Here is a 25921-nt window from a genome sequence, read left to right as displayed (position 1 = left end):
GGCTACTGGTCCTCGCCCCGAGCGCCCAGCAGCATGTGCGGGTCGGGATAATGAGTGCGGCGCATCAGCCAGATCACACCCATCAGGTCAAACAGACCCGCGGCGGCGCGGCCGATATTGGTGTATTTGCTTTCACCGGCGGCGCGCGGACGGTTCACCACCGTCACATTCACCGTCTCAAAGCCCAGATGCCCGGCGAGCGCGGGCAGATAGCGGTGGATCGCGTCAAAGAAGGGCATCACGAGAAACAGATCGCGCGGCAGGATTTTCAAACCGCATGCGGTGTCCGGACAGTCGTCATTGAGCAGCGAGCGACGCAGGCCATTGGCGAAGCGCGAGGCGAACTTGCGGTTCGCGCCATCGGTGCGGTTCTGGCGGCAGCCGGCCACGACACCGACGCTTCCGACGGTCGACAAATCAATCGCCTTGCTCATCTCCACGACCGAGCGCGGATCATCCTGCCCGTCGCCATCCATGGTCGCGACCCAGATCGCGCGCGCGGCCAGAAAGCCGGTGCGCAACCCGGCGCTCTTGCCCGAGCGGTTGGGGTGACGGATGACGCGCACACGCGGATCGGCCTCAGACAGCGGACCAAGCGCGCCGGCGGTGTCATCATCGCTGCCGTCATCGACCACAATGATCTCGAAGCTTTCAAGGCCTGCCTCGAACACCGAAACGGCTTCCTTGACCACCTCTTCGATGCTGGCCGCTTCATTGAAGGCGGGGATGACGATGGACAGGGCTGGCGTGGTCATGGGCGCTCATCTGGCAAGGCCGACCGCAAGACGCGCGGTCTGATGAGCTAGCGTTTAGCGCGAACCGGCCAAGCGCGGCAATGACTACCCGAAGCGCAGGCTGCGATAGATGGATCAGACGCCGTAAAGCGCGGCGATCCGGTCGATCTTGCGAAACGCCTTGCCCGGCGCGCGGGCGAGCGGGCCCAGGGGCAGCGGTTCGGCGGTCTTCTCGATATAGCCCGCCGCCTGACGCGCCCAGCCCACAAGGCCAGGACGGGTGATGCAACCGGTCGCCAGACCTTCCTGGAACGAGCCCATGGCCTGTTTCTGGCGCTGATCGCCGGGTCCCATATGCACTTCCCGCACGCCCGCCTCCGCGCCCGCCTGCAGCATTTCGATCAGGAGCGCATTGCCGGGCGTCAGATGCGCGAACTCCGGATCATAGGCCGGAAACCAGGAATGCAGCACCGTCGGGCCGATCAGGCCGAAATGAACCGCCGCCAAACGACCATCCAGCTCCAGCGTCGACATCAGGCCCGCGCCCTCAGCGCGATCCTGACGCCAGAGCTGTTCGATCAGGTCGCGCACCCATTTGAGGGCGAAGAGATCGGGAAAACCGGACTCGCGATACTGGGCGGACTTCCAAGCATAGAGCGCTTCAAGCGTTTCGGGGCGGCGGTCATCAAAGCGGAAGGTCAGCTCGCCTTCCTTGGCGAGCTTCTTCGGCGCGCCGATGGCGCTGCGGAAGGTGTTGCCGCCGGGTTTCTTGCGTTGGGCCACATAGGCGTCAAAGCCGTCACTGATATCAATGATCCAGCCGCCTTCCAAAAATTCGGCATGGCGACGGAACGGGGCCTGGGCGGCGAGGCAATCCTTGAAGTCGAACACTTCGACCCCCGTCTGGGTCAGCACGTGGCTGAGCGCAATGTCCTCGCCCGGCGCGCAGATCACCGCGTGGCAGTCATTGACCACTCCGCCCGGCGCGCGGGCATGTCCCATCGGGCCTTTCTGGAAGGCGAAGAACCCGGCAATGCGGTCGCCCCTGCGGATCACGGCCACCTTGATGTCGGGACGGGCATGAGAAACCGCATCGACATATCCCAGCGTCAGATAGGGGCTGACCAGAAACGGATTGGACGTGAGCATCCCACGCCACGCCGCGCGTTCCTCGTCAGACAGCGTCTGAGGCGACTTCAGCTCCACCGACAACATCTGCATCCCGGTCCCCGTCTCGTTATGCGACAGTCCTGACAGACAGAACTGAACAAAGCCTTGGCGCACGCCTGCATCTGGCCCGCTTCGGCACAGAATTCCGGCTGTTAGGCCGTTTTTCAAAGTTCTGGGGCAAGCTTGGGACCGGTCGCGCTCTTGCAGGAGCGCAAGACGTGCTGAACCGGATGCTGAACCGCCCATGCTGAACCGTCATCTTCTGGCCTATCTGCCGGTCTATCTGGCCCAGGCGCTTGTCGGCTTTGGCAGCGTGGTGGTGTTCACCCGGATCCTGAGCCCGGACGCCTATGGCCAGTACATGCTGGTGCTGACCGGTTCGGCGCTCATCAGCACGCTCATCTTCACCTGGCTCGACGCCGCCGTGGCGCGCTATCACGCCCGCGCCGCTTCTCGCGGACGTCTGGGCGGGCATCTCTTTACCGCGCTCACCCTGTTTGGAATGATCGCCGCGCCGCTTCTGGTGCTGGGCGTCATTCTGCTGTTCGTTCTGGATCTTGGGCCCAGCCTGAAGACCGCCTGCGCCTATGCGCTCGCCTACATGCTGCTGCGCGCCGGGGTCATGATTGCGCTCGAAACTCGCCGGGCCGCGGGCGAGGCCTGGCGCTATTCGCTGCTGGAAACCTTCTCGCTGGCGGGCGGTTTCGCCTTTGGCGCGGCGCTGACGCTCTTCACCGATCTGGACTCCGCCGGGCCTTTGGCCGGTTTGGCGCTGGCCTCGGCTCTGGCGCTGGTCTTTGACCTGCCGGCTCTGGCCCGCAAGGCGCGCAAGGACCGCGCCCATCGCGCCAGGGTGACGGCCTTCTTCGCCTATGGCGGGCCGATCGCATTTTCCCTGATCTTCGAACAGCTTCTCACAAGCGGTGACCGATTTCTCATCGCCGCCTATCTGGGCGAAGCGGCTACGGGGGCCTATTCGGCGGGCTATGCGTTGGCGGACCGTTCGCTCAGCATCATCTTCCTGTGGCTCGGCATGACGACCGGACCGCTTCTGATCTCTGCGCTGGAGCATGAAGGCCGCGACGCGGCGCAGAAAGTCGCCCGCCAGACCGGCGCGCTGATGGGCGCGATCGGCTTTCCGGCCGCAGCCGGTCTCGCACTGGTGTCCCCCGATCTCGCCCGCCTGATGATTGGCGAGGATCTCGCCGCGACCGCCGCCTCCATCGTGCCGCTGATCGCCCTGTCGGGCCTGATGAACGGGGTCATGACCCATTATTTCCATACCGCCTACACGCTGGGTCGGCGCACAGGCTCCATGGCCTTCATCATGACCGGCTCCGCAGTGCTGAACCTCGTCTTGAACGCTGCGCTGATCCCGTTTCTGGGGCTTCATGGCGCCGCCTGGGCGACGGTCGCCGCCTATGGCGTGGCGCTGATCGCCTGTGTCTTCCATGGCCGCACCATCTTCCCCATGCCCATTCCTGTAGTTGAGTGGAGCAAGGCGGGTCTGGCCACCGCCGGCATGAGCACAGGGGTTCTGTTCGCCCCCTCAGTGGGACCGGTTCTGATCGATTTGGGACTGCAGATAGGCGCGGGCGTGATCATTTACGCCACGATCATGCTCGCGCTCGACGGGCTCGGCGCACGCGGCTGGATCAAGGACAAGCTGACGGCGCGACTGGAACGGAGGGCCGCCGCATGACCGCTCATCCGCTTGAACTGACGCGCTCTGGAGCCGCGACGAACACGCAATCGATCATACTCTCGGTTCTCATCCCGTTTTATGGCGACGATCCGCGCCCGTTACTGGCGAGCCTCGCCGCACAGGCACAGCCGGGAATCGAGATCATCCTGTTTGACGATGGCGCGCCTGACGCCGCGCTGTCAGCAGCGGTCACACAGGCGGTTATCGTCGCAGATGCTGCGGTGACCCTGATCACGAGCCCGGTCAATCAGGGACGCTCACGCGCCCGCAATGCGCTGGCAAACGCCGCCAGTGGTGACTGGCTGCTGTTTCTGGACGCCGACATGGAAATCAGTCCGGGATTTCTGAGCCGGTGGCGCGCTTCGCTGAAAGAGACCGATTGCGACGCTCTGTTTGGCGGTTATGCGCCGTGCGAGCCGCGTTCCAGGCATGAACGCGTCCACGCCGCCCTCGCCCATGCGTCAGACGCTGTGGATGCGCAAACCCGCAGCGCGCAGGGCGCGTTCGCCGTCTGCTCGTCCAACCTCGCCGTTCGCGCCAGCCTGTTTGCACGCTGCCCGTTTGACGAGGGCTATGCCGGCTGGGGCTGGGAAGATGTGGACTGGGCGCTCAGCGCCGCAAGTCTGGGCCATGTTGGGCATGTGGATGTTCCCGCCGCCCATGGCGGCTTGCAGAGTGCGGACGAGCTCTTGTCAAAGTTTGCACGCGCCGGAACCAATTTCGCCCGGCTGTTAACCCGGCACCCCGCCTATGAGGCGCGGCCGGGCGCACGACTGGCCCGGAAACTGCAAGCGACGCGATTGAGCCTGCCCGCCCGTCTGATCGGGCGCAGCGTGGCAAGATGGGACTGGGCGCCCATGAAGGCGCGCATACTGGCCTTGAAACTGTTTCGTGCGGGCGCTGCGGCCCGCGATCTGCCCAGGGGGCGAGCATGAACCAGACGGCGTATAATCCTGACGAGGTGGTCTATCGTCCGCGCGGCGGACTGACCGGACGCTTGCAGAAGCATGTTGCGCGCCGACTGGGCGTCACCCCCCTCAAGATCAAGCTTGATCGCCCGATCGTCACTTTCAGCTTTGATGATTTCCCGAAGACCGCCATGGAACTGGGCGCTGCGCGTCTCAAGGCGCGCGGCTGGCGCGGCAGCTTCTTCGTAAGCGGCGGGCTGGCGGGCGTCACCAATCACCATGGCGACCTCTTCGACCCCGAAGACCTGCAGACGCTGCAAGCGGACGGGCATGAGATCGGCTGCCATGGCTACAGCCATCTCGACGCCTCGCGTCTGACGGCTGAATCCGTCGCCGCCGACGCCGCGCGCAACCGCGCTTTCCTCAAGGAGGCCGGCCTGAACCGCGCCCCCACGAGTTACGCCTTCGCGTATGGTGAAACGACCCCACAAGCCAAGAAACGCCTCCTGGAGACCTATGGCTGTCTGCGCGGAGTTCAGCCAGGCATCAATCGCGGCGTCGCCGATCGCGGGCTGCTCAAAGCCATGCCGCTGGATGGCGGCGAAACGGGTCTGAAACGCGCGGTCGAAGCGGTCAGGAATGTCAGCCGCAATCCGGGCTGGCTGATCTTCTACGGTCACGACATTCGCAAGACTCCGTCCGAATGGGGCTGCACGCCGGAATTCCTCGATGTGGTGCTGCACGCCGTTGAACAATCGGGCGCGCAGGTGCGCACCCAGTCTGAAGCGCTCAAGGCGATCCTGGCCAGACAATGAGCGTCGCCGTCCTCATCCCCACCTATCGCCGCAATGAGGCGCTGGCGGATGCGATCCGAAGCGTGCTGGTCCAGACCCGGCTGCCGGACGAAATCCTGGTCGTCGACAATGATCCCAAGGGCGGTGCGCGTGAGACGGTCGAGGGACTGTCGCTCGATGCAGCGGCCCCCATCCTTTATGTTCACGAACCCAGACCCGGCGTGTCCAACGCGCGCAATACCGGCTTCGCCCGGACCCAAGCCCGCTTCATCGCGCAGCTCGATGATGACGAGACGGCGGACGCGCACTGGCTGGAGACCCTGCTCTCGGCGCGCGAGACGCTGGACGTCCCCGTCATTTTCGGTCCTGTGATTGCGCAAGTCTCGCCCGATGTCCGCGGCCAGATGCGCAGCGCCTACATGCAACGGCTCTATTCGCGTCTCGGCCCCTCTGAAGATCGCGTGATCGAGGAGCCGCATGGCTGCGGCAACGCCCTGTTTGATCGAGAGGCGCTCACTCTGCCCGATCCTGTCTTTGATCTGGCGGCCAATGAGATCGGTGGCGAAGACGATCTTCTCTTCGCCCGGCTCAAGGCGGGCGGCGCACGGTTTGGCTGGGCGGCGCGCGCGCAGGTTTTCGAGCATGTGCAGGCGCCGCGACAAAGCTGGTTCAAATTGCTCGAGCGCAGCTTCGCCTATGGCCAGGGTCCGACCCAGGCCTGCGCGTCCGCCAACCCCGTCAACCGGGCGGGCGTGGCGTTCTGGATGGGCGTGGGCGCCGTTCAGTTCATCGCCTTCGGGCTGAGCGTTCCGCTGGCGCGCCTGGTGTCTGCCCGTGCGGCCGCGAGCTGTCTGGATCGGGCGGCGCAAGGACTGGGCAAGCTGATCTGGTCCGAAGCGGTGTCCCCCCGGCTCTACGGCGCCAGCGCGGCCTAGCGTTCACGGCGCGAGGCGAGCTTGCTGAAGGTGATGCAGAACAGCGTCCAGGTGAAGCCGTTCGTGGTCATGAAGATGCTCTCGGACATGCTGGTCAGCCCCCAGACCGCCATGGCGGGCAGCGCCCAGTAGGCCTCAACGCCCGAGAACAATCGCTTCATCGCCGAGACCAGCCCGCCAAGATAGACCAGGATCGCCCAGATCGCGCCGGGCAGACCAAGCGCGAGGGCGATCTCGAGCCAGGAATTGTGCGCGGACGGCACTTCCCACTGCGTCGCCTGACGCACCCAGAAGACCGGCCCGTCCTCCACCAGCCAGAACACGCCCCAGCCGAAGCCGGTCCAGGGCCGCATCTGCACCGCCTGCAGCAATCCGATCCAGATATCGGTCCGGCCCGTCAGCGTCGGATCCCGTCCGAGCGCCTCCAGGATCACGCCCGGTCCGATTAGGATCACGAGCGTCAGGGCGAAGACCCCGAACAAGCCGCTGAAGACCGCAATCGCGGCCATGATGAAGCCCTGACGGGCCAGATAGATCATCACCGGCCCCAGCACTCCGATCATGCACGCCATCAGCGCGGTCTTGGAGGTGGACATCAGCACCAGAAACACCGCGAGGATCACGAGCGCGCCCCAATAGCGCACTTCGCGGCGATGGGGCGTGGTGAAGGCGGCCGCCATGCCGCTCATGGCGGCGAGCGCCATCACGGCGCCCATGCGGTTCTTCTCGAACCACAGACCCGACCAGGCGCCCGGATGGATCTCGTGCATCACGCCATAGGCCGGAAAGAGAACCGACATGACAAGCGAGCCGACCGCCAGCACGGACAGCGACACGGCCAGCAGGCGGATCAGATCGCGCCAGCTGAACCGGCTCGCCATCCACAGAGCAAACAGCGCCGGAAACAGAACGCCCAGCCCGCGTCGCAGGGTAAGCCCGGGATCGAGCGACCAGCAGGCCGAGACCATCGGAAGGACAGCAAGCACCATCAACGGCCAGGCCCGGACCATCAGGCCCAGCACCGGCATCGGGCGCATCACGATCAGGATCAGGGTCAGAAGATAGACCGGCGGCCAGATCAGACGCAGGATCGGACTGCCCTCCTCGCCGCCGCCAAAAAGCTGGGAGAGGAGCGCACTCGAGAACAGGAAGATGACCAGCACCGCGAGCGCGGTCTCCAGCGTTTGCGCGAAGCGGAACCGGGGCAGATAGCCCCGCCAGCGATCCGCCAGGGCGAAGGCGCTCACGCCGCCGTCGCAGACCGGGCGCGATTGACCACCACGCCCCAGACCTGCGCTCCCAGCTCGCGCAACTGCTCCGCCATGGCTTCACAGCGCTCGCGACCGTCCGTACGGGCGTTCGCGACCAGAATGACGCCGTCCATGTTCGGAGCCACCAGAGGAATGGCGGCGCTCTGATAGGAGGCGTCCACTAGCGTCAGGCCTGCGCTGCGACGCGCCTGCATCCAGTAGTCGGGCGCATCCAGGAAGGTCAGGCTGCGCACCTGTCCCGGCTGGCGCTCGAACCGGCTGACATAGATCGGCTGGTCCTCGACCCGGCGCAGCGCGACTCGCCCGGCATTGTCCGGCACGGTCCGCCAGAAACGGCGGCCCGACAGCGCGCCGGAATAGGCCTTGCCATTCAGCCGGAAGGCGTCCGATTGAGGATTGTTCTTGAAATCAAGGTCATAGAGCCAGACGGGCTTGACGCCGCGCTGCACGGAGGCGCGCGCGAGGCCCGATGCGATCGTCGAGGCGCCGGCGTTGACGCTGACCGGAACAACCATGACCGCACGCGCATGGGCGCCCTGCGGCGCCAAGCGCCGGGCCAAGCCGTCCAGTTCCACCTCGATGCTCATACGCACAGCCACGCCTGTTTACCCAACAGACAGATGTATGCGTGAATGGTTAACGGAGCCCTGTCAGATCAGCGCGTCTCGCTGACCCGGGCCAGCACGGGCAAGCGGGTCCGCGATCGTGAGCGGGTCGGCTCGGACGCATCCGGGTCGGGCTGTGGCTCCGAACGGGAATTTTGTGTTGACGATGGCGTTTGCGGCGCCGGGCTGCGCGGCGCAGGCGTATCACGCAGTGTGATGACATAGCCGCGGATCAGGCCCAGCAACAAGGCGACTCCTCCCGCCAGAACGCCCACCGCCATCACGGCGAGCTTGCGCTTGGAGGAGGCCTGCACCGGCGGCGTTGCGCGGGACACGATGCGGATGGCGTCCGCTCCGCCCGGCGGCATTTCACGGCGCGCCATGGCGTCCGCAGCCTGCACCGACAACTGATCAGCGGCTGCAGACCGCGCGGCCACGGCCCGCGTCAGGCGGTCATAATCAGATTGCAGGGCGCGAAGCCGGTCCACTTCAGCCCGGGCGTCCCGCAACTGCGAATTCAGCGAGGAGGCCAGCCGGGCCTGCCCAGCCGCGTTGGATTCCTGCTGCAGGCGAGAGGACTCAAGCTCCTGCCAGATCGGATTCACACCCGTGCGGCGCTGGCCCTGACCATTGGCGCGACCTTCCTCGACAAAGCGCTCCAGCGCTTCGATCTCGCGCTGCACGGCAATGACAGGCGGCGCGTCCGGCTGATAGCGCGCCATCAGCTCGGCCTGGCGGACCTGCAAGTCGAGAAGTTGGCCCGTAACCGAGTTTTCGACATAAAGTTCAATCGTCTGCGGGATATTCTGGAGACGGTCTTCAAGCGCTTGCGCCAGGGCGCGCGCCTGAGCGGCGTCTGCCTCAGCCGCCAGCTTGCGCCCCTGAATGTCCGCCAGGCGGCCAAGCGCCGAGTTCAGTTCGGTCTCGAAATCGGTGATGTCGTTGTCTGACATGAACAGGCGCAACGCCATCTGTGCGGCGCGCGCATCCCGCTCCGCCGCATCCAGACGGGCCTGCACGCCGCCTTCGTATCCGCCCGTCAGAAGTTCCACCCGATAGCGCAGATAGGCGTCGACAATGGCGTTCACGGTATTCGCCGCCACTACCGGATCGGGATTCTTGAAGGTGGCGATCAGGAAGCTTGCGTTCGGAGCCCGCGAGACGCCAAAGCCCTCGCCCAGCGTCTTGAGCTGTTCGGGATCGGCGCTGCCTGTCAATTCGATCAGCATGCGCCGTTTGACTTCCTCGGACGCCAGCAGATCCGCTTCGGACTGCATGATCTGGTCAAACATGAATTCGCCGCCCGCCCCGGCGGCGCCCGGTGTCAGGTCTTCATCATCCATGATCACCAGCAAACGGCTGCCCGCGGTATAGGTCGGGGTCAGGCTCAGATAGGCCGCGATCGCTAGCGGGATGAAAATCAGAAACGTAATCAGGATGATGAAGAGACGTTGCGTCCATGCGATCGCGACCAGATCCACAAGATCCAGTTCGCGCCGCGCCCGCCCGTCGGCGGAGGAGTCTGAAGGCGTTGACGTCATAGGTGCATCTGGCGCGATTGCGCTTAATTTTTCCTTAGCCGCAGCCTTTCATGGTGAAGATCTGATTAGGGGAGTTTCCGCGATGGCTGCGCCAACACGTCGGTCTGTCTTGTCCGCTTTGGGCGTCCTGGCCCTGGGCGCCTGCGCCAGCACGCCGCAACAGGGCGCGGGAAACAGCTTTGAACCGAGCCGGTTCCAGACTTGGTCGGAAGGCGATCCGGCCTATCGCCTGTTCCCCGGCGATGAGGTTGAAGTCACGGTGCATACGGCGGACGAGCTGAACCGGACGCTGGCGGTCGGACCTGATGGTCGCGTCAGCCTGCCCCTGGCGGGTTCGGTGATGGTGGCTCAGATGACAGGGCCCCAGGCGGCGCGCGCCATTGCCGATCGCTATGCCCGCGTGCTGCGTGATCCGATCGTGGAGGTGCGGCCGGTCACCTACGGCGCCCAGCAGATCCTGGTCGGCGGCGAGGTTCGCAGCCCCGGCGTCTATGAAATGATCAGCCCGCGCATGGGCGTGATGGAAGCGCTCACCCTTGCCGGCGGCGCCAATAATCGCGCGCGTCTGCGTCAGGTGGTCGTCCTGCGCCGCGCAGAAGATGGCGGCGTGATGATGCGCACGGTCGACATTCGCAACGCCCAGAGGGGCGCGCCCACGGACATCATTCCGCTGGCTCGACACGACATCGTCTTTGCGCCCCGCACAACAATCGCTGAAATCAACGATTTTACAGAGCTTTATATTCGAAACATCCTGCCGCTCGACAACGCGTTCGCTTACGCACTCGCCGATCAGGTGTTCAATTCGAACTAGAGGGATGCAGACGGATCGAGCCTGTCGCTTCTGACGGCGATCATGGCTCGATCGGTCCTAGTGCCGGGTCGACAGCCACTCGCGGGCGGCCGTCAGGGCGGCGGCGATCTGTTCGCCATCCATCTCGGCGGCGACTTCGCTGCGATAGTATTTGGCGGTGTCCGAACCCATCAGAGAGGCCAGGTTGAACCATTTGTGCGCCTCGACGTAATCGATCACGCCGCACTGGCCAGTCGAATACAGAAGGCCCAGCTTGCACAGATCCTCGCCCGTCGGGTCCATTTTGACCGCGTCGTGAACTTGCGCCGTTTCCACGTCAGTGAAAGCCATTTTAGTCTTCCCATCGTTGGCGGAGGGCCGGACTTTCCGTCCGTGTCGCCTCCGCATCCCACCATGCACCCGATGCCTTTTCATTGGCCCGTTGTGCACGATCAGAATGCGCACGATGTCTGACTACAGGGTTAAAGAGTCTCAAGAATAACGTCGATTAACCCTTTAATTCCGTTAGAGATTCCTACCCAAAATTAACCGGCTGACTTTTCCGTCGAGCCGTTCCAGCGCCCCTGGAGCGCCGCCTGAACGTCGTAAGCGCCCATGAATCAAAACGATTCCCAGAAGCAGCATCGCCAGAACGAACTGAAGACCGGCGAGCCAGAACTCGGGCGCGCCCGGATCGGGTCGAAAAAAATTTTTCACTCGCCCCAGCTCGACCAGATGCGCCTCGAGCAGGATGCGCCCCGCCAGCAATCGTCCGTCAGAAATGTTGCTGACCCGCGCGAGCGCGTGCACATCATCCTCTTGCCGAAGAAGATCGGAGGTTCTCAGGGCGACCAGCGCGCCCTCCGCCCGGCGTATCCCGTCATAGGCCTCGAACCAGCGCTGCTGCGCCTCCAGGTCCAGTCCGGCGGCCTGCCGGAATTCCGACCTCGCCTGCCCGCAGGCGGACACACAGGTTTCCGGACGCGCATAATACCGATCCGCATCGGCCAATACGGGCATCAGCGCCGTCAGCAACCGCATCTCCGGCGCGCGTGACGGCGCTCCGAGCATCAACCTGTCGAGCCAGTCGCCCTGCAGCCGCCCAGCCGCACGCGCCGCCAGCGCCAGACGCACAGGCGTGGGCTCGAGCGCCGGATCATGGAGCGAGAGCGCCAAAGCCGCCTGCACGGGATCCGCAGCCGGAAAGACAAGCCCGGTTCGCTCACAGGCCGGCACGCGCTGTTGCTGAGCCTGAGCAAGGGCGCAGCCCTGAACAATCACTTCGCGGGCATCGGGGAGCACAGGCGGAATGCGCCCGCGATCCGGCGCCATGACGCCCGGAAGGGCCGCCAGATTGATCGCCAGCCCGTCTGGTCTCAGAAACCAGTCTTCCGCATCACGCAGGCTTCTGCCGTAAAGCGCCTGGGCGCGGTCAAACCGACGCCGGATCGTGGGCGGCGCTTCCACAAGCCAGACCGGCGCCGGGCCAGGAGGCGCGATTTGGCGGCGCGCCTCAAGCACGCCGCTGATGATTTGCTGACGCCGCCAGACCGGCATGGCGACGAGATCGGCCTGCATCAGCTCGGGCCGGCGATCCTGTCGCATCAGATAGAGGGCCAGGGATTCCCGCCCCATCAGCGCGGGCAGGCTGTTTGCGAAACTTTCCGCGCGCAACAGGTCAGGGCCGCCGGCCTGTCCGGGCCGGAGAGCCAGGTCGAGTTCAGCGCGCCACAGCGTCAGGACATCCGCGTCCGATTGTTCTCCTGCTGCGTTCTGAAGGGCCGTCTCGAAACGTTGCCCCAGCGGCGGGGCGGGACGGAAGGCGTCGACCGGGGCGGCGCCCAGGCCGCGATACACCCACAAGACCGCGCCCGCCAGCAACACGACAAAGAGGGTTGGCCGGGCGAGCGCGAAGAGTGTGCGCCAGATCAGATAGAGCGCCACGCGCCAACGCTCGACAAGCCAGGGCGAACGTGCGCCATAGCGTTCGCTATAGGTGCGAGACGGTGCTGTCCCAACCCTCATCAGTCTTCCCCCTGCCCTCGCCTCTCAAACTAGAGGGCGGAAGCGACAGGGGAAAGCCTGATTCACGTTGCGTTAGGATTTGGCGCGCTGGCCGAACAGGACGTCGCGCGCCTTCTTCATCTCCTCGCTGTCGTCTGCGAGAGATTTGAAAAGGTCCTTGCCCACAGCGCGGCCGGTCTTCACCGCCTCGCGCGCGCCGACGCGCTCATGCCAAGCTTTCAGACGCGGGAACTCGTCGAGATTCTGGCCCTGACCTTCGGGCAGGATCCAGGGCCAGGCCGCCATGTCGGCGATGGAGTAGAAATCGCCCGCCAGATACTCACGGTTTTCCAGATCACGCTCGATCACGCCATAAAGCCGGTGCACCTCGTTGGTGTAACGGGTCTTGCCGTACTCGAGCTTGGTTTCATCGGGCTCGATCTTCAGCGCATAGGTGCGGAAATGGTGCGCCTGGCCGCACATTGGGCCCAGCCCGCCCATCTGCCAGAACAGCCATTCCTCGACCGCGGTCTGTTCGCGCAGGTTCGAGCCATAGAACTGGCCGGTCTTGCGTGCGAGGTATTGCAGGATAGCGCCGCTTTCGAACACCGAGATCGGCTCGCCGTCCGGACCTTCAGGGTCGATGATCGCGGGCATGCGATTGTTGGGGCTGATTTTCAGGAAGTCCGGCTCGAACTGTTCGCCCAGCCCGATATTGACCGGCTTGAGCTCATAGGGCAGGCCCATTTCCTCAAGGGCGATACTGACTTTCCAACCGTTCGGGGTCGGCCAGTAATAGAGTTCGATCGGCTTGCTCATGGGTGTCTCCCTGCCCTGAAAATCGGCTGTGAACGCCCTATGTCGGCGCCTGCGACCATACGTTCAAGACATAGCATCTTCACGAGCCCGCGAGGGAGCGCTAAAGAGCCCGCCATGACCGATATCATTTTGACCGACCAGACCCTCGAGCCGGTGTCCTTCAAGCTCGCCGGAGAGAATCCCGAAGCCTTCGCCCGCGATCTGGGCGCCAGCTTCCGTGAAACCGGCTTTGCGGTGATCAGCGATCACCCTGTAGATCAGGACGTGATTGATCGCGCCCTGGAGGACGCCAAGGCCTTCTTCGCGCTGCCCGACGCCACCAAGCGCGCCTACGCCATTGAAAACGGCGGCGGCCAGCGCGGCTATACGCCCTTTGGCACCGAAAACGCCAAGGGCATGGACCAGAAGGACCTCAAGGAATTCTGGCACCATGGCCGGAACCTGCCCGAGGGCCACAAGTATTCCGACGTGATGCCGCCGAATGTCCCGGTGACGGAAATTCCCCGTTTCAATGAGAGCATCCAGGCGCTCTACGCCGCGCTCGATGAAATGGGCGCCGTGCTTCTGAAGGCCTTGGCCAGGGATCTGGGCCTTGAGGAGAGCTGGTTCTCCAAGACCGTGAATGACGGCAACTCCATTCTGCGCCTGCTGCACTATCCGCCCATCGACGGCGATCCCTCCGGCGTCCGGGCGGGTGCGCATGAAGACATCAACGTCATCACGCTGTTGCTGGGCGCTGAAGAAGCGGGCCTGCAGGTCAAGACCAAGACGGGCGCCTGGCTGCCAATCCAGCCGCCGCCCGGCGCGCTGGTGATCAATATCGGCGACATGCTGCAGCGTCTGACGAACCATGTGTATCCCTCCACGACGCATCGCGTGGTCAATCCGTCCAGGGAGCGCATGGGCTTCTCACGCTATTCCACGCCCTTCTTCCTGCACTTCAATCCCGACTTCCTGATCGAAACCCTGCCCGGCTGCATCAGCGAGGAGCGCCCCAACCGGTACCTCGAACCGATGACCGCGCACGAATACCTGCTGGAACGCCTGCGTGAAATCGGGCTGATCAAGACGTGACCGATCCCGCGCTCAAGACCTCCCTCGCCCGACGGACCCGGTTGTTCACGCGCCTGTTCGGCGTCGGGTTCGCGGGCTGGCAGGCGGGCGAGGCCCTGATCGCCTTCGGTCTGATCGGGGTCGGCTTCTCCGTGTCCGGCATCGGCATGGGGCTGACCATTGTGGGCCTGATATTGCTGGCGGGGACGGTCCTGCACGCACGCAAGGCCAAGGCGTTCGACATTTTCCGCTCCGAGGCGATCGGACCGGCCTCGCGCAGCGCCCTCATCGCGCTCGGCGTGGCGATGGCGATCTCCGCTGCTCTCATTGGACTCGCCCAGGCGCCGCAATCGCCGCTGATCGATCTCATCATCGCGGCGCCGGTGCTGTCGTTTTGCCTGCATTTTGCACAGGCCTTCAAGGCGGACCTCGACGAGGCGTCCTGACTGCGCAATGTTACCTCAAGGTGACATAGCGCAAGAGAGACGTCATGGATCAGCTCGAAGCCCTCAACGCCCGCATGCGAGTCTGCCTGCTGTGTCAGGCCGCTGGTTTTTTCGCCTGGCAAGCCGGCGGAGGGGTCGCCGCGTCAGAGCAGATGCCGGCATCCCTCTCTGCAACCGGCCTTATCGTCAGCCTGCTTGGCTTCGGGCTCTGGCTGGTGACGATCAGTCTGTATTTCATGGATGCCAGACGCGCCTACAAGAGCGTCGGCTATGACGTCATAAATGACGAATGGGCGCGCGATGTGCGCCGTCGCGCCGCTGAAGCCGCGTTCTGGGTGATCACCCTCTGCACCGTGCTCGCCATGACGCTCAGCAATTTCGGTGTCGAGGGCGCGTTATTGCTCAAGATTCTGACCGGGCTTTCGGTTTCCAGCTTCTTTGTCGCGACCGTTGTTTATGATCGACGCGGAGAAGGTGAAGAGGACGCAGCATGAGCCGGAGCGGGCTGGAGAACGCGATGAAGGCGTTGCGCGCCGAAGCGGGCCTGACCCAGGCCGATCTGGCGGCTCGGGTGGGCGTCACCCGCAAGACCATCAATACGGTCGAGAACGGGGTCTTCACCCCGTCCGCCCTGCTGGCGCTGAAGATTGCCCGCGCCCTGGGTCAGCCGGTCGAGCAGGTCTTCTGGCTCAGCGATGAGGCGTGAGCCCATCCGAACACGACGCAGACACATCCTCTTGAGCGTGATTGCCGGGCGCTTTGCCCTGCCCTAGCTTCGCAAGCCTCAGCAAAGCTTTTGACTCGGACCGTACATGCCTGACGCTTCAGCGCCCCTTCTGAAATTCACAGACCCTGTCACCACCGCCAAGGGCGAACGCCGGGCGGCCGTAGGGTTCGATACGCTCAAGACGCTGTGGTTCAACACCGGCACGCTCTGCAATATCGAGTGCAAGAACTGCTACATCCTCAGCTCGCCCACAAATGACGCCCTCGTCTATCTGAGCGAGGCGGATGTGGTCTCCTATCTCGATGAGATCGATGCACTCGGCTTTGGCAGCGTCGAGATCGGCTTTACCGGCGGCGAGCCCTTCATGAACCCGGACATGGTCCGCCTGATGGAAGTCTCGCTCGAGCGCGGCCATCGCGTGCTGGTGCTGACGAACGCCATGAAGCCGATGATGCGGCCGCGGGTTCAGGAGGGGCTTCTCGACCTTCAGGCGCGCTATGGCGACCGGATCGAGATGCGCCTGAGCCTGGATCACTACACGCGCAAAAATCACGACGCCGAACGCGGCGCGGGCGGCTTTGACGCCACCGTCGAGGGGATGCAATGGCTGGCCGAACACGGTTTCACGCTCAGCGCAGCCGGCCGCTCACTCTGGAACGAGACCGACGCCGAAGCGCGCGCGGGCTTCAGGACGCTGTTTGACGGGCTGGGCGTGGATATCCCGTCTGAAGACCCGTCCCGCCTCGTGATCTTCCCCGAAATGGATGAAGCCGGCGATCCGCCCGAGATCACCACCGCCTGCTGGGGTATTCTCGACAAGAGCCCCAAGGACATCATGTGCGCCAGCCAGCGCATGGTGATCAAGCGCCGCGGCGCGGAGCGACCCAGCGTCATCGCCTGCACGCTGCTGCCCTATGAAGACGAGTTCGAGCTGGCCGAGACGCTGGAAGCCAGCCTCAAGCCTGTCAGCCTGAACCACAAATACTGCGCCCAGTTCTGCGTGCTGGGCGGGGCGAGCTGCTCGGCCTAGTCGGCTTCGGATTTGTCCTCGGACTTTGCCTCGATCGTCTCCGTCGCATCCGCCTGTAGCGCCTTCGCCCGCTCCGGCAGGGACTTCACATAGAGATCCATTTGCGGGAACGGAATCTCGATGCCGTCCTCGTGCAGGACTTCCCACAGGGCGAGATAGACATCCGAACGCACATTCGCCTGGCCATTCTGCGGATCGCGTATCCAGAAGCGCAGGTCGAAATTCACCGAGGAGTCGCCGAACTCCATGACATTGCAGACCGGCTCACGCTCGGACACCACCCGGTCGACGGTCTTCGCCGCTTCTATGGCGAGGGCCTGCACCTTCTTCAGGTCCCGCGTGCCATAGGAGACGCCAAAGGGCGCGTGCAGGCGCACGATATGGTCGGATTTGGACCAGTTGGTGACGCCGTTATTGATGAAATGGTCGTTCGGCAGCAGCATTTCGGTGCCGTCGCGGGTGCGGATCGACACATAACGCGCCTGCATGCCGGTCACCCAGCCGAACTGGCCGTCCACCTCGATGGCGTCGCCGGGCTTGATCGACTTGTCCGCCAGCAGCGTGAAGCCGGCTGCGAAATTGGATACGGTCTTCTGCAGACCCAGACCGACGCCAATGCCGACAGCGCCGGAGAAGATGGCCAGCGTAGCGAGGTTAAAGCCCGTCATCTGCAGAGCAATCAGCAGCGCCAGCACGGGCAAGAGCACGCCGAGGACCTTGGAGATCAACGCGCTGAGCGCCGGGGAAATCTCGTCTGATTGCTGAAGCTGCTTGTCTATGGCCCGCCCGGCGAAGCTCGCCACCGAGAACAGAAGGCCGAAATAGATCATCGTGCGCAGCACATCGAACAGGCTGAGCTGGACGGGTTCGCCCTCACTGGTTTCCCCCAGCGGGATGGCCAAGGCCTGAAGCTGGGCGATGACATCATCGAGCAGCCCGAACACATCGAGCGCCGCCACAGGCCAGGCGATGTAGAACGCCACCGCCGACCAGAAATGCGATCGAATCACCAGCGTCACCGCCCGGATGATCAGCCAGGCGCTCATCAGGCTGATCGCCGCGCTGACAATGGCCACGGGTCGGTCGAGCGCCCCCAGCCCCACCCGGATCACGGTGAGCACCAGATAGAGCGCCAGAGGCGTCATCAGCTCGAGCGCCGCCGTCAGCAAGCGCCGCCATAGACCGGTCTTGATGCGCGATTTGGTCTGGGCGTGGATGAAGTTGCGCAGGCGCGGCCCGAACAGCAGGGCGGGCACGAACGCCGCCACAATCAGCGCCAGCTGCAGCGCGTTGTCGATATTGAGGGCGGAGACCTGGATCCAGTCCCAGATGGCTTCCGCGCGCGAGCGAAGTTCATCAACCGGGACAAGATCGGACAGGGCGGAGTCAGGCTGTTGGGTCATGCCGCCACGTTAGCGCGTTCGCCGGGCGTGTCACCAGAGACGGTGCGGAGAGCTGCAAACTTCTCGACCCTATAATTCTGATCGACAATTGACCTCTTTCCCGGCGAAGGCCGGGACCCAGAGATCATCATATGCTCACGTTCAGCGGCTCTGGGCACCCGGCCTTCGCCGGGGAAGAGTAATAAATAGAGAGCTGAATTCCCAGGCGAGCGGAGCGAAGACCCGGGACCTCTGTCCGCTCAAGGCGCCCTATTCTGCGCGAGGCCCCGGCTCGGCGCTGCGCTTGGCCGGGGTTTCATCCCAAACAAAAAACCCCGGAGCCAGGCTCCGGGGTTTTGTCATTCAGCTTTGACGAAACGCCTAGCCCAGAAGTTTCTTGGCGAGGATTTCGTTGACGGCTTGCGGGTTCGCCTTGCCGCCCATTTCCTTCATCACCTGGCCCACGAACCAGCCCATGGTCTTGGGCTTTTCCTTGACCTTTTCGGCCTGATCGGGGTTCGCCGCGATCAGATCGTCGATGACCTTCTCGATGGCGCCGGTATCGGTCACCTGCTTCATGCCGCGATCGTCGACGATCTTGGCAGGGTCGCCGCCTTCGGCCCAGACGATCTCGAACACGTCCTTGGCGATCTTGCCCGAAATGGTCTTGTCCATGATCAGCGAGACGATGCCGCCCAGCTGTTCGGGACTGACCGGGCTCTCGGTGATGCCCAGGCCTTCCTTGTTCAGGCGGCCAAAGAGTTCGTTATTGACCCAGTTCGCAGCGAGCTTCGGATCGCGGCCTTCGAGCACCTTCTCGAAATAGTCCGCACGATCCTTGTCCGCGGCCAGAACCGAGGCGTCGTATTCCGACAGGCCCAGCTCCTCGACGAAACGCTTGCGCTTTTCCGCGGGCAGTTCGGGCAGGTTCGCCTTCAGATCCGCGATGAAGCTGTCTTCGAGCTGCAGCGGCAGCAGGTCGGGATCGGGGAAATAGCGATAGTCATGCGCTTCTTCTTTCGAGCGCATGGACCGGGTCACGCCGGCGTTTGCGTCGAACAGGCGCGTTTCCTGATCGATGGTTCCGCCCTCTTCCAGGATATCCACCTGACGCTGGGCCTCATACTCGATGGCCTGCATGATGAAGCGCAGCGAGTTGACGTTCTTGATCTCGCAGCGCGTGCCCAGATGCTCGAACGAGCCGGTCTCGATGAAATTCTCGTACTGGCCCGGACGGCAGACCGACACGTTCACGTCAGCGCGCAGCTGACCCTTTTCCATGTCGCCGCCGCAGGTGTCGAGATAGCGCAGGATGGTGCGCAGGGTGCGCACATAGGCCGCCGCATCCGCAGGGGTGCGGATGTGCGGGCGGGACACGATCTCCATCAGCGCCACGCCGGAGCGGTTCAGGTCCACATAGGTCGCGGTCGGATCAAGATCGTGGATGGATTTACCCGCGTCCTGCTCGAGGTGCAGGCGCTCAATGCCCACGGTGAACAGGGTGCCGTCATCGCGTTCGCACTCGATCTCGCCCTCGCCCACGATCGGATGGGCGAACTGGCTGATCTGATAGCCTTGCGGCAGGTCCGGGTAGAAATAGTTCTTCCGGTCAAAGCGCGAGAAGGCGTTGATCTGAGCGTTCAGCCCCAGACCCGTACGCACCGCTTGCGCCACGCACGCCTCGTTGATCACCGGCAGCATGCCGGGCATGCCCGCATCCACCAGGGAGACCTGGGTGTTGGGTTCTGCGCCAAAGGCCGTCGCCGCGCCGGAGAACAGCTTGGCGTTGGATTTGACCTGGGCGTGAACCTCAAGTCCCATGACGAGTTCCCAATCGCCTGTGGCGCCTTTGATGACGTAGGTGTGCTCGCTGCTCATCGCGGTCTTCTCTATCTCAACTGAACAAGCGCATCCTCACGCAGGGGTGACGATGACGCTCCCGATTTTGTCTCCGGCCTCCACCCGTTTATGGGCGTCGGCGCAATCTTCCAAGGCATATACGCTGTCGATGCGCGGTTTAAGCGCGCCTTCGGCCAGCGCACGGGTCACATCCTGAACGGCGGAGGCCCGTTGGGCCGGGGTGAGCGTGTAGACGAACACGCTCTGAAATCCGGCGTTCTTGAACATCAGATCATAGAACGGCAGTTCGGGCGTCTTCTCCCCCTCGCTGCCATAGCTGGCGATCAGGCCATGCGGGCGGATCAGAGCGACAGACGCCGCCAGATTGCCGCCGAACTCGACCTCGACGATGTGGTCAACGCCCTCGCCCTCGGTCATGGCCTCGATGGCCTCAACCACGTCCTGCTGGTGGTAATTCACCACCTCGTCCGCGCCCGCCTCGAGCGCAGCTTCGGCCTTTTCAGGGCCGGAGACGGTCGTGATGACCTTGCCCGCGCCCATCCATTTGGCGAGCTGGATCGCCTGCAACCCCACAGCCCCCGCACCGCCCGTGATCAGCACCGTCTTGCCGGTGACCGGGCCGTTGGCCGTCAGGGCGCGATGGGCGGTCAGGGCGGGAATGCCCAGCGCCGCGCCTTCTTCAAAGCTTACGGCATCGGGCAGCGCGCCAGTAAACTCGACGGGCACGACGCAGATCTCGGCGCACGTTCCGCCCGCGCGCTTGAAGGCGGCGTTAAAGACAAACACCCGCTCGCCGATCCGGGCCGGGTCCACCCCCTCGCCGACGGCGCGGATGACGCCGGCGCCATCGGAATGCGGGATCTGCCGCGCCACGCTCATCGGCGCGCGCAGACCGGCGCGGGTCTTCACATCGGATGGATTGACGCCCGACGCCTTGATGAACACCGCCACCTCGCCCGGGCCGGGCGTTGGATCGGGGCGCTCGCCCAGCGTCAGCACATCGTCCGCCGCGCCTTGCGCCTCATACCAGATCGCGCGCATCAGGACGGCTCTCCATTGGAGGCGTCGCTGCCGGGCGCATCGGGGGTTTTGCTCGCCATGTCATCGAGCGAGCGCTTGAGCCGGGTGAAGAAGATGGTGTTCATCACCCCGATCGCGCCCGTGACCAGAAGCGTAATCCCCACCGCCATCTGCACGCCGCCCTCACCCAGTCGCCCGGACGCGAGCAACGCGCCCAGAATGGCGACCAGGCCAAAGCCGATCATGAGGAGGCGGGGAAGGTTGGTCATGAGGTCAGGTCAAACCCGCTGCAAAAATATATGTCAGACCAAAGGTCACGAGAGCGCCAGAAAGAAGGTCGTAGGTTTCATTTCTGAGAAAGAAAGTCTGAGAGAGTTGCCTTTCAAAATCGACTTCCTCTTCAGGCAACACATTTCGCCGAGAGAGAGCCTTAACCTTCTGAATCTGCCAACTGATTAGCAGTAAAATTACAGCCAACAGGAAACTCCCAGAGGCAAATGCAGCCTCAAAGTCATCTATTGTTTCGGGCTTGGCGTTTAATGCTCCAAAGCCGATGGCTCCAATCGCTGCAATGGCAACTCGTCCTGAGTCTCCTATCGAATTGGCTCGGCTTGTAAGACTTCCGATCCGCGCCCCATGTTTAGGTTTATGGCGTACAAAACAAACGACCAACACCAAGGACGCAAGTACAGCAAACAACTCACCGACATGCACCACCCTCTGGTCGCTTGTGTGTTCCGGAAGAATTGGGGCCATCAAACCGACCACAATGGCCAGTAGATAAACACCGCCAATCCGCAACACATTACGCTTCAGATTGGCGACGTCGTCTTTCATCACCCCCACCACTGCTCCGGCTTGGCGGTGAAGCCTGCAGCGTGTTCCAGCGCGCCGCCGACGGCGAACATGGTTTCCTCGTCCAGCGCCTTGGTGATGACCTGAAGGCCCAGCGGCAGACCGTTCTTGTCCAGACCCGCCGGAACGCTCATCGCCGGGATGCCGGCGATATTGGCGGTCACGGTGAAGATGTCATTGAGATACATCTCGATCGGGTCCGCATCTGCTTTCGACCCAATGCCAAAGGCCGCGCTCGGCGTGGTCGGCGTCAGGATGGCGTCCACCCCTTCAAAGGCGGCGTTGAAATCCTCAAGGATCTTGCGGCGCACTTTCAGGGCCTTGAGGTAATACGCATCGTAATAGCCCGCGCTCAGCACATAGGTGCCAATGAGGATGCGGCGCTGGACTTCATTGCCGAAGCCCTGGGCGCGCGTCTTCTCATAGGTGTCGATCAGGTCTTCACCCTCGACCCGCTGGCCAAAGCGCATGCCGTCATAACGCGCCAGGTTCGAGGAGGCTTCCGCCGGGGCGATGATGTAGTACGCCGGCAGGGCGTATTTAGTCATCGGCAGGGAAATCTCGACGATCTCCGCGCCCTGCTCCTTGAGCCATTGGGCGCCCTTCTCCCACAGCGCATCAATGGCGGACGGCATGCCGTCCACGCGATACTCTTTGGGGATGCCGATCTTCAGTCCCTTCACGCCGCGGCTAACCGCGGAGACCATGTCCGGAACGGCGCCCGGATAGGAGGTGGAATCCTTCGGATCATGGCCCGACATCACCTGGGTGAGCAGCGCCGTGTCCTTCACCGTCTTGCCGAACGGGCCGGGATGGTCGAGCGAGCTCGCGAACGCCACAACGCCCCAGCGCGAGCAACGGCCATAGGTGGGTTTCGCGCCCACTAGGCCGGTGAACGCCGCCGGCTGGCGAATGGAGCCGCCGGTATCAGTGCCGGTCGCGCCATAGGAAATGCCGGCCGCCAGCGCCGCCGCCGACCCGCCCGAGCTGCCGCCCGGAACCAGCTTCTCGTCCGAACCCTTGGCGCGCCAGGGGTTCACCACCGGGCCGGTGGCGGCGGTTTCGTTGGACGAGCCCATGGCGAATTCGTCCATGGAGGTCTTGCCGAAGAACACCGCGCCCGCATCCCAGAGTTTCTGGGTGACGGTGGATTCGTAACGCGGCTTGAAGCCCTTGAGGATGTTGGAGCTGGCGGTCGTCTCCACATCATAAACGCCGAACAAATCCTTGATCGCGATGGGCGCGCCGTCCAGCGCGCCAGCCTCGCCCTTGGCGCGGCGGGCGTCAGAGACTTGCGCCATCTCTTTGGCCTTGTCGCCGTCGATGAAGGTGAAGCAGTTGAGCGCGCCTTGCGCCGCTTCCGCCGCCTTGACCGTCGCTTCGGCAACCTCGACCGCCGAGAAGTCCTTCTTCTCAAGGCCCTCGAGCACATCAAACAAAGAGAGCTGGGTAAACTCGGTCATCTGCGCTTACTCCACGCTCTTGGGCACAACGAAGAAGCCTTCTTCGGCTTTCGGGGCGTTGGCCAGAATATCGTCGCGCTTGCCGCCATCGGTGATCTCGTCCGCGCGCAGGGGCAGCGGGGTCTGGACCGGCGTGGTCATCGGCTCGACGCCCGTGACATCAACCTCATTGAGCTGCTCGACCCAGTCGAGAATGCCATTGAGTTCATTGGTGAGCGAATCGAGACGGTCAGCCGGCTCGGCGATGCGGGCCAGACGCGCAATGCGCCGGACATCGTCTTGGGTCACAGACATGGGCAGGTCTCCGGATGGGAGGGCAAGGCTAAGCGCCCTGCGTACCAACGCCGGTGCTGCGGCGCAAGATTGTGACGGAGTCCGGCTCTTCCCTTGCGCGGTTCAGAGGCCTAAACGGAAGCCATGCTGTTTCTCGATCCCGCCCTTCTTCCCCAAGGTCCGCTGATGGCCATTGATCCCGGCACCAAGACGCTGGGCGTTGCGGTGTCCAATACCGATCGAACTTTGGTCACGCCCCTGACCACCATCCAGCGCGAGAAATTCACCCAGGACGCCCAGGCGCTGCTCAATCTCTATGACGAGCGCGCCTGCGTCGGCCTGATCGTCGGATTGCCGCTGCACATGCATGGCGGGGATGGCCGCCGGGCGCAGTCCTCGCGCTCCTTCGTGACGAACCTGCTGCGCCTGCGCGATCTGCCCGTCGCCTATCAGGATGAACGGCTGAGCACGTTCGCCGCGACCGAGTCGCTGATCGAGGCCGGGGTGAAACCGTCTCACCGCAAGGACTTTGTGGATGCGCAGGCAGCGGCGGTGATTCTGGAAAGCGCCATTGGCCGCATCAATCAGGGCGTCACCCATACGCCCCTCGCACCGGACGATCCCATCTCATGAACGCCGTCGCGAGCGCCCTGATCCCCATTTTCGGCGTGATCGCGCTCGGCTGGGCCATGCGGCGCTCAGGCCTGGTGCGCAAGGAATTGTGGCTGGGCGTGAACCGGCTCAGCTATCAGGCGCTGCTGCCCTCGCTATTGTTCTCGACCATTTCCCGCGCCGATTATGCGGGCCTGCCCGCCGGCTCCTTCCTCATCGCGGTGACCCTGGGCTTTGTGGTGATGGGGGCGCTCTGCCTCGCCCTCAAACCCCTGCCCGTTCCGGGTCCTGCCTATACCAGCCTCTTTCAGGGCGGCGTGCGCTGGAACGGCTTCGTGCTGCTGGCGCTCGCCGGAACCGCCTTCGGAACCGAGGGCAATGCGCTGGCCGCCCTGGTCTTCGCGCCCACCGTCCCGCTGATCAATGTGATGTGCGTGGTGGTGCTGACGGTCTGGGGGACAAGCGACGTCAAACCTGACGCCCGCCGCGTCGGCATGCGCATCGTCACCAATCCGCTGATCATCGCCTGCCTTCTGGGCGCAGCGTGCAATGCGCTCGGCCTATTCCAGACCGGCCCTGTGGCCGACACCGCGGCCCTCGCCGGTCGCGCCGCCCTGCCGCTGATCCTGATGGCCATTGGCGCGGGACTCGACTTCTCCGCACTCAAGGCGCGCCCCAAGCTGTTGATGCTGTCGGTCAGCCTCAAGCTGATCATCGCGCCGCTTGTTTTCATCGTGCTCGGGCGCCTGTTCGGGGTTGAGGGCGTGGCGCTGGCGCTTCTCGCCGCCATCGGCTCCACGCCGGGGGCCGCCGCCGCCTACGTGCTGGCGGCCGAGCTGGGCGGGGATGCGCGTTTGATGGCCGGGCATGTGACCGCCACCACGCTTCTGGCCTTCCTCGCCATGCCCTTCTGGATCTGGACCACCAGCTTTCTATGACACAGATCATCCTCTCCGCCTTCCTGCCGGTCTTCCTGATCATCGCCCTCGGGTATGGCGTGCGCGCGCTGGGCTATATCCCACGCGAGCATTGGCGCGGCGTGAATGCGCTGAACCATCGTCTCTTGCTGCCCAGCTTCCTGTTTTCGCTGCTGGCGCAGGCGCAGTTTGACGGCGGGCAAAGCCTGACGCTGGCGGGCGTGTCGGCGTTGGGCTCCTTCATCATGATTGCACTGGCGCTTGTTCTGGGCCGGATGATCAGTCCTTCAGGCCGCATCACCGCGCCGATGATCGCCAGCGCCGTGATGTGGAACATCGTCCTCTCCCTCGCCCTGGCTGACCGCCTGCTCGGCGACACGATCGCTAGCGCGGGCGCAGCGGTGTCCGCCACCGGCGTGATCATCGGCGCGGCTGCGGCCGTGGCGGGCTTTGCGCTCACCTCAGGGCGCGGCCTGAAAGCGGCGCTCGCGAAGACCGCCAGGGACCCGGTCGTGCTCGCCTGCGTGCTGGGCCTACTGGCGAATCTCTCCGGGCTGGGCCGCATCTCTTATCTTGTCGCCCCCATCGAGATGATCGGCGCGGGCTCCATGGCGGTGATCCTGCTGTCCATGGGCGCAGGTCTGGATTTCAAGGCGCTGAAGGGCCGACTGACGGTATTGTTGTCCGCGGCGCTGCTGCGCACCTGCGTGGGGCCGGTGGTCTATCTCGGTCTGGCGCTGGCCTTTGGCTTCTCGGGTGATTTCGCGGTGCTGATGGCGATCGCCGGCGCCGCGCCGGCGGCCGCGTTCATCTACGCCGTCGCCGCGGACTTTGACGGCGAGGCCGGACTGACGGCGGGCATGATCACGCTGACCGTGCTCACCAGCGCCATCACCCTGCCCGTGGCCGCGGCGATCGCGCTTTCGCTCTGAAGGACTACGACACCGTTCAGCTTGCCCCAACCGATGTGCGCGCCTATACCGCCGCAAACGCATTTCGGGAGG

28 protein-coding genes are annotated in these 25921 nt (G+C 64.0%); 13 read left to right on the top strand and 15 right to left on the bottom strand.

The features are described from left to right. Positions 1 to 2: 2 nt before the first annotated feature. Positions 3 to 755, bottom strand: a complete 753-nt coding sequence (locus OA2633_RS01530; RefSeq protein ID WP_009800710.1) for a glycosyltransferase family 2 protein — start codon at positions 753 to 755, stop codon at positions 3 to 5. Positions 756 to 869: 114 nt separating this feature from the next. Continuing rightward, positions 870 to 1955 carry a GNAT family N-acetyltransferase gene (locus tag OA2633_RS01525; protein ID WP_009800709.1) on the bottom strand — a complete coding sequence of 362 codons (1086 nt, stop codon included), beginning with the start codon at positions 1953 to 1955 and terminating at the stop codon, positions 870 to 872. Positions 1956 to 2148: 193 nt separating this feature from the next. Between OA2633_RS01525 and OA2633_RS01520 the strand changes: the two genes are divergently transcribed. Genes OA2633_RS01520 through OA2633_RS01505 form a run of 4 tightly spaced genes read left to right on the top strand, consistent with a single transcriptional unit; the run spans position 2149 to position 6246 of the window. Beyond that, a complete protein-coding gene (locus OA2633_RS01520) occupies positions 2149 to 3606 on the top strand; it encodes a lipopolysaccharide biosynthesis protein (RefSeq protein ID WP_009800708.1) in 1458 nt (485 codons plus the stop codon). Then, on the top strand, positions 3603 to 4544 hold the full coding sequence (locus OA2633_RS01515; protein WP_009800707.1) for a glycosyltransferase family A protein: 942 nt from the start codon (positions 3603 to 3605) through the stop codon (positions 4542 to 4544). Before OA2633_RS01520 ends, OA2633_RS01515 begins: the two co-directional genes overlap by 4 nt. Further along, complete coding sequence (locus OA2633_RS01510; RefSeq protein ID WP_009800706.1) at positions 4541 to 5332, top strand: polysaccharide deacetylase family protein; 792 nt, start codon at positions 4541 to 4543, stop codon at positions 5330 to 5332. Before OA2633_RS01515 ends, OA2633_RS01510 begins: the two co-directional genes overlap by 4 nt. Then, positions 5329 to 6246: a glycosyltransferase family 2 protein gene (locus tag OA2633_RS01505; protein ID WP_009800705.1), complete on the top strand. Its 918-nt coding sequence runs from the start codon at positions 5329 to 5331 to the stop codon at positions 6244 to 6246. Before OA2633_RS01510 ends, OA2633_RS01505 begins: the two co-directional genes overlap by 4 nt. Here the strand turns inward: OA2633_RS01505 and OA2633_RS01500 are convergent. From OA2633_RS01500 to OA2633_RS01490, 3 genes are all read right to left on the bottom strand, one after another. After that, complete coding sequence (locus tag OA2633_RS01500; protein ID WP_009800704.1) at positions 6243 to 7493, bottom strand: O-antigen ligase; 1251 nt, start codon at positions 7491 to 7493, stop codon at positions 6243 to 6245. The two genes, OA2633_RS01505 and OA2633_RS01500, sit on opposite strands and share 4 nt — an antisense overlap. After that, on the bottom strand, positions 7490 to 8104 hold the full coding sequence (locus tag OA2633_RS01495; protein WP_009800703.1) for a hypothetical protein: 615 nt from the start codon (positions 8102 to 8104) through the stop codon (positions 7490 to 7492). The genes OA2633_RS01500 and OA2633_RS01495 overlap by 4 nt, the downstream gene beginning before the upstream one ends. A 68-nt stretch (positions 8105 to 8172) precedes the next feature. Further along, positions 8173 to 9663 carry a Wzz/FepE/Etk N-terminal domain-containing protein gene (locus tag OA2633_RS01490; protein ID WP_009800702.1) on the bottom strand — a complete coding sequence of 497 codons (1491 nt, stop codon included), beginning with the start codon at positions 9661 to 9663 and terminating at the stop codon, positions 8173 to 8175. 82 nt (positions 9664 to 9745) lie between these two features. Between OA2633_RS01490 and OA2633_RS01485 the strand changes: the two genes are divergently transcribed. Continuing rightward, positions 9746 to 10477, top strand: a complete 732-nt coding sequence (locus tag OA2633_RS01485) for a polysaccharide biosynthesis/export family protein (RefSeq protein ID WP_050752838.1) — start codon at positions 9746 to 9748, stop codon at positions 10475 to 10477. A 57-nt stretch (positions 10478 to 10534) separates the two neighbouring features. Here OA2633_RS01485 and OA2633_RS01480 read toward each other — a convergent pair whose 3' ends face one another. The 3 genes from OA2633_RS01480 to OA2633_RS01470 all read right to left on the bottom strand — a co-directional run bounded on the left by OA2633_RS01480 (position 10535) and on the right by OA2633_RS01470 (position 13279). Continuing rightward, the gene (locus tag OA2633_RS01480) at positions 10535 to 10807 is read right to left on the bottom strand and encodes a hypothetical protein (protein ID WP_009800700.1); all 273 of its coding nucleotides are present in this window, start codon (positions 10805 to 10807) and stop codon (positions 10535 to 10537) included. Between the two features lie 174 nt (positions 10808 to 10981). After that, positions 10982 to 12481 (bottom strand): hypothetical protein, encoded by a 1500-nt coding sequence (locus tag OA2633_RS01475; RefSeq protein ID WP_156776033.1) that lies wholly within the window; start codon positions 12479 to 12481, stop codon positions 10982 to 10984. Between the two features lie 72 nt (positions 12482 to 12553). Further along, positions 12554 to 13279, bottom strand: a complete 726-nt coding sequence (locus OA2633_RS01470) for a glutathione S-transferase N-terminal domain-containing protein (protein WP_009800698.1) — start codon at positions 13277 to 13279, stop codon at positions 12554 to 12556. Positions 13280 to 13393: 114 nt separating this feature from the next. Here OA2633_RS01470 and OA2633_RS01465 point away from each other — a divergent pair, with 114 nt between their 5' ends. The 5 genes from OA2633_RS01465 to OA2633_RS01445 all read left to right on the top strand — a co-directional run bounded on the left by OA2633_RS01465 (position 13394) and on the right by OA2633_RS01445 (position 16535). Next, a complete protein-coding gene (locus tag OA2633_RS01465; protein WP_009800697.1) occupies positions 13394 to 14353 on the top strand; it encodes an isopenicillin N synthase family oxygenase in 960 nt (319 codons plus the stop codon). Further along, the gene (locus OA2633_RS01460) at positions 14350 to 14778 is read left to right on the top strand and encodes a hypothetical protein (protein ID WP_009800696.1); all 429 of its coding nucleotides are present in this window, start codon (positions 14350 to 14352) and stop codon (positions 14776 to 14778) included. Before OA2633_RS01465 ends, OA2633_RS01460 begins: the two co-directional genes overlap by 4 nt. A gap of 44 nt (positions 14779 to 14822) precedes the next feature. Then, entirely contained in the window at positions 14823 to 15272 is a 450-nt protein-coding gene (locus tag OA2633_RS01455) for a hypothetical protein (protein WP_009800695.1), read from the top strand. Then, on the top strand, positions 15269 to 15484 hold the full coding sequence (locus OA2633_RS01450) for a helix-turn-helix transcriptional regulator (protein ID WP_009800694.1): 216 nt from the start codon (positions 15269 to 15271) through the stop codon (positions 15482 to 15484). The genes OA2633_RS01455 and OA2633_RS01450 overlap by 4 nt, the downstream gene beginning before the upstream one ends. 106 nt (positions 15485 to 15590) lie before the next feature. Then, positions 15591 to 16535, top strand: a complete 945-nt coding sequence (locus tag OA2633_RS01445) for a radical SAM protein (RefSeq protein ID WP_009800693.1) — start codon at positions 15591 to 15593, stop codon at positions 16533 to 16535. On the opposite strand, the gene OA2633_RS01440 is transcribed toward OA2633_RS01445, so the two are convergent. From OA2633_RS01440 to gatC, 7 genes are all read right to left on the bottom strand, one after another. Next, complete coding sequence (locus tag OA2633_RS01440; protein WP_009800692.1) at positions 16532 to 17938, bottom strand: mechanosensitive ion channel family protein; 1407 nt, start codon at positions 17936 to 17938, stop codon at positions 16532 to 16534. The two genes, OA2633_RS01445 and OA2633_RS01440, sit on opposite strands and share 4 nt — an antisense overlap. 360 nt (positions 17939 to 18298) lie before the next feature. Continuing rightward, positions 18299 to 19795, bottom strand: coding sequence for an Asp-tRNA(Asn)/Glu-tRNA(Gln) amidotransferase subunit GatB (gene gatB / locus OA2633_RS01435; RefSeq protein ID WP_009800691.1), 1497 nt, complete (start codon positions 19793 to 19795; stop codon positions 18299 to 18301). Positions 19796 to 19831: 36 nt separating this feature from the next. Further along, positions 19832 to 20818, bottom strand: coding sequence for an NADPH:quinone reductase (locus tag OA2633_RS01430; RefSeq protein WP_009800690.1), 987 nt, complete (start codon positions 20816 to 20818; stop codon positions 19832 to 19834). Then, positions 20818 to 21066 (bottom strand): hypothetical protein, encoded by a 249-nt coding sequence (locus OA2633_RS01425; protein WP_009800689.1) that lies wholly within the window; start codon positions 21064 to 21066, stop codon positions 20818 to 20820. The genes OA2633_RS01430 and OA2633_RS01425 overlap by 1 nt, the downstream gene beginning before the upstream one ends. Before the next feature lie 4 nt (positions 21067 to 21070). After that, a complete protein-coding gene (locus tag OA2633_RS01420) occupies positions 21071 to 21634 on the bottom strand; it encodes a hypothetical protein (protein ID WP_009800688.1) in 564 nt (187 codons plus the stop codon). Further along, a complete protein-coding gene (gene gatA, locus OA2633_RS01415; protein ID WP_009800687.1) occupies positions 21634 to 23115 on the bottom strand; it encodes an Asp-tRNA(Asn)/Glu-tRNA(Gln) amidotransferase subunit GatA in 1482 nt (493 codons plus the stop codon). The genes OA2633_RS01420 and gatA overlap by 1 nt, the downstream gene beginning before the upstream one ends. 6 nt (positions 23116 to 23121) lie before the next feature. Beyond that, on the bottom strand, positions 23122 to 23409 hold the full coding sequence (gatC, locus tag OA2633_RS01410; protein ID WP_009800686.1) for an Asp-tRNA(Asn)/Glu-tRNA(Gln) amidotransferase subunit GatC: 288 nt from the start codon (positions 23407 to 23409) through the stop codon (positions 23122 to 23124). A gap of 123 nt (positions 23410 to 23532) precedes the next feature. On the opposite strand from gatC, the gene ruvX reads away from it, so the two are divergent. Genes ruvX through OA2633_RS01395 form a run of 3 tightly spaced genes read left to right on the top strand, consistent with a single transcriptional unit; the run spans position 23533 to position 25849 of the window. Then, entirely contained in the window at positions 23533 to 24021 is a 489-nt protein-coding gene (ruvX, locus tag OA2633_RS01405; RefSeq protein ID WP_009800685.1) for a Holliday junction resolvase RuvX, read from the top strand. Continuing rightward, positions 24018 to 24938, top strand: a complete 921-nt coding sequence (locus tag OA2633_RS01400; RefSeq protein WP_009800684.1) for an AEC family transporter — start codon at positions 24018 to 24020, stop codon at positions 24936 to 24938. The genes ruvX and OA2633_RS01400 overlap by 4 nt, the downstream gene beginning before the upstream one ends. Then, entirely contained in the window at positions 24935 to 25849 is a 915-nt protein-coding gene (locus OA2633_RS01395) for an AEC family transporter (protein ID WP_009800683.1), read from the top strand. The genes OA2633_RS01400 and OA2633_RS01395 overlap by 4 nt, the downstream gene beginning before the upstream one ends. Positions 25850 to 25921 lie beyond the last annotated feature (72 nt).

Origin of the sequence: Oceanicaulis sp. HTCC2633 (assembly GCF_000152745.1) — a bacterium.
Taxonomy (GTDB): domain Bacteria; phylum Pseudomonadota; class Alphaproteobacteria; order Caulobacterales; family Maricaulaceae; genus Oceanicaulis.
This window is presented reverse-complemented; position numbering and strand designations above follow the sequence as displayed.

Coding starts and splice junctions, on each gene's coding strand:
- OA2633_RS01530 (WP_009800710.1), bottom strand. CDS start 755: ATGACCACGCCAGCCCTGTCCATCGTCATCCCCGCCTTCAATGAAGCG.
- OA2633_RS01525 (WP_009800709.1), bottom strand. CDS start 1,955: ATGCAGATGTTGTCGGTGGAGCTGAAGTCGCCTCAGACGCTGTCTGAC.
- OA2633_RS01520 (WP_009800708.1), top strand. CDS start 2,149: ATGCTGAACCGTCATCTTCTGGCCTATCTGCCGGTCTATCTGGCCCAG.
- OA2633_RS01515 (WP_009800707.1), top strand. CDS start 3,603: ATGACCGCTCATCCGCTTGAACTGACGCGCTCTGGAGCCGCGACGAAC.
- OA2633_RS01510 (WP_009800706.1), top strand. CDS start 4,541: ATGAACCAGACGGCGTATAATCCTGACGAGGTGGTCTATCGTCCGCGC.
- OA2633_RS01505 (WP_009800705.1), top strand. CDS start 5,329: ATGAGCGTCGCCGTCCTCATCCCCACCTATCGCCGCAATGAGGCGCTG.
- OA2633_RS01495 (WP_009800703.1), bottom strand. CDS start 8,104: ATGAGCATCGAGGTGGAACTGGACGGCTTGGCCCGGCGCTTGGCGCCG.
- OA2633_RS01490 (WP_009800702.1), bottom strand. CDS start 9,663: ATGACGTCAACGCCTTCAGACTCCTCCGCCGACGGGCGGGCGCGGCGC.
- OA2633_RS01485 (WP_050752838.1), top strand. CDS start 9,746: ATGGCTGCGCCAACACGTCGGTCTGTCTTGTCCGCTTTGGGCGTCCTG.
- OA2633_RS01480 (WP_009800700.1), bottom strand. CDS start 10,807: ATGGCTTTCACTGACGTGGAAACGGCGCAAGTTCACGACGCGGTCAAA.
- OA2633_RS01475 (WP_156776033.1), bottom strand. CDS start 12,481: ATGAGGGTTGGGACAGCACCGTCTCGCACCTATAGCGAACGCTATGGC.
- OA2633_RS01470 (WP_009800698.1), bottom strand. CDS start 13,279: ATGAGCAAGCCGATCGAACTCTATTACTGGCCGACCCCGAACGGTTGG.
- OA2633_RS01465 (WP_009800697.1), top strand. CDS start 13,394: ATGACCGATATCATTTTGACCGACCAGACCCTCGAGCCGGTGTCCTTC.
- OA2633_RS01455 (WP_009800695.1), top strand. CDS start 14,823: ATGGATCAGCTCGAAGCCCTCAACGCCCGCATGCGAGTCTGCCTGCTG.
- OA2633_RS01450 (WP_009800694.1), top strand. CDS start 15,269: ATGAGCCGGAGCGGGCTGGAGAACGCGATGAAGGCGTTGCGCGCCGAA.
- OA2633_RS01445 (WP_009800693.1), top strand. CDS start 15,591: ATGCCTGACGCTTCAGCGCCCCTTCTGAAATTCACAGACCCTGTCACC.
- OA2633_RS01440 (WP_009800692.1), bottom strand. CDS start 17,938: ATGACCCAACAGCCTGACTCCGCCCTGTCCGATCTTGTCCCGGTTGAT.
- gatB (WP_009800691.1), bottom strand. CDS start 19,795: ATGAGCAGCGAGCACACCTACGTCATCAAAGGCGCCACAGGCGATTGG.
- OA2633_RS01430 (WP_009800690.1), bottom strand. CDS start 20,818: ATGCGCGCGATCTGGTATGAGGCGCAAGGCGCGGCGGACGATGTGCTG.
- OA2633_RS01425 (WP_009800689.1), bottom strand. CDS start 21,066: ATGACCAACCTTCCCCGCCTCCTCATGATCGGCTTTGGCCTGGTCGCC.
- OA2633_RS01420 (WP_009800688.1), bottom strand. CDS start 21,634: ATGAAAGACGACGTCGCCAATCTGAAGCGTAATGTGTTGCGGATTGGC.
- gatA (WP_009800687.1), bottom strand. CDS start 23,115: ATGACCGAGTTTACCCAGCTCTCTTTGTTTGATGTGCTCGAGGGCCTT.
- gatC (WP_009800686.1), bottom strand. CDS start 23,409: ATGTCTGTGACCCAAGACGATGTCCGGCGCATTGCGCGTCTGGCCCGC.
- ruvX (WP_009800685.1), top strand. CDS start 23,533: ATGCTGTTTCTCGATCCCGCCCTTCTTCCCCAAGGTCCGCTGATGGCC.
- OA2633_RS01400 (WP_009800684.1), top strand. CDS start 24,018: ATGAACGCCGTCGCGAGCGCCCTGATCCCCATTTTCGGCGTGATCGCG.
- OA2633_RS01395 (WP_009800683.1), top strand. CDS start 24,935: ATGACACAGATCATCCTCTCCGCCTTCCTGCCGGTCTTCCTGATCATC.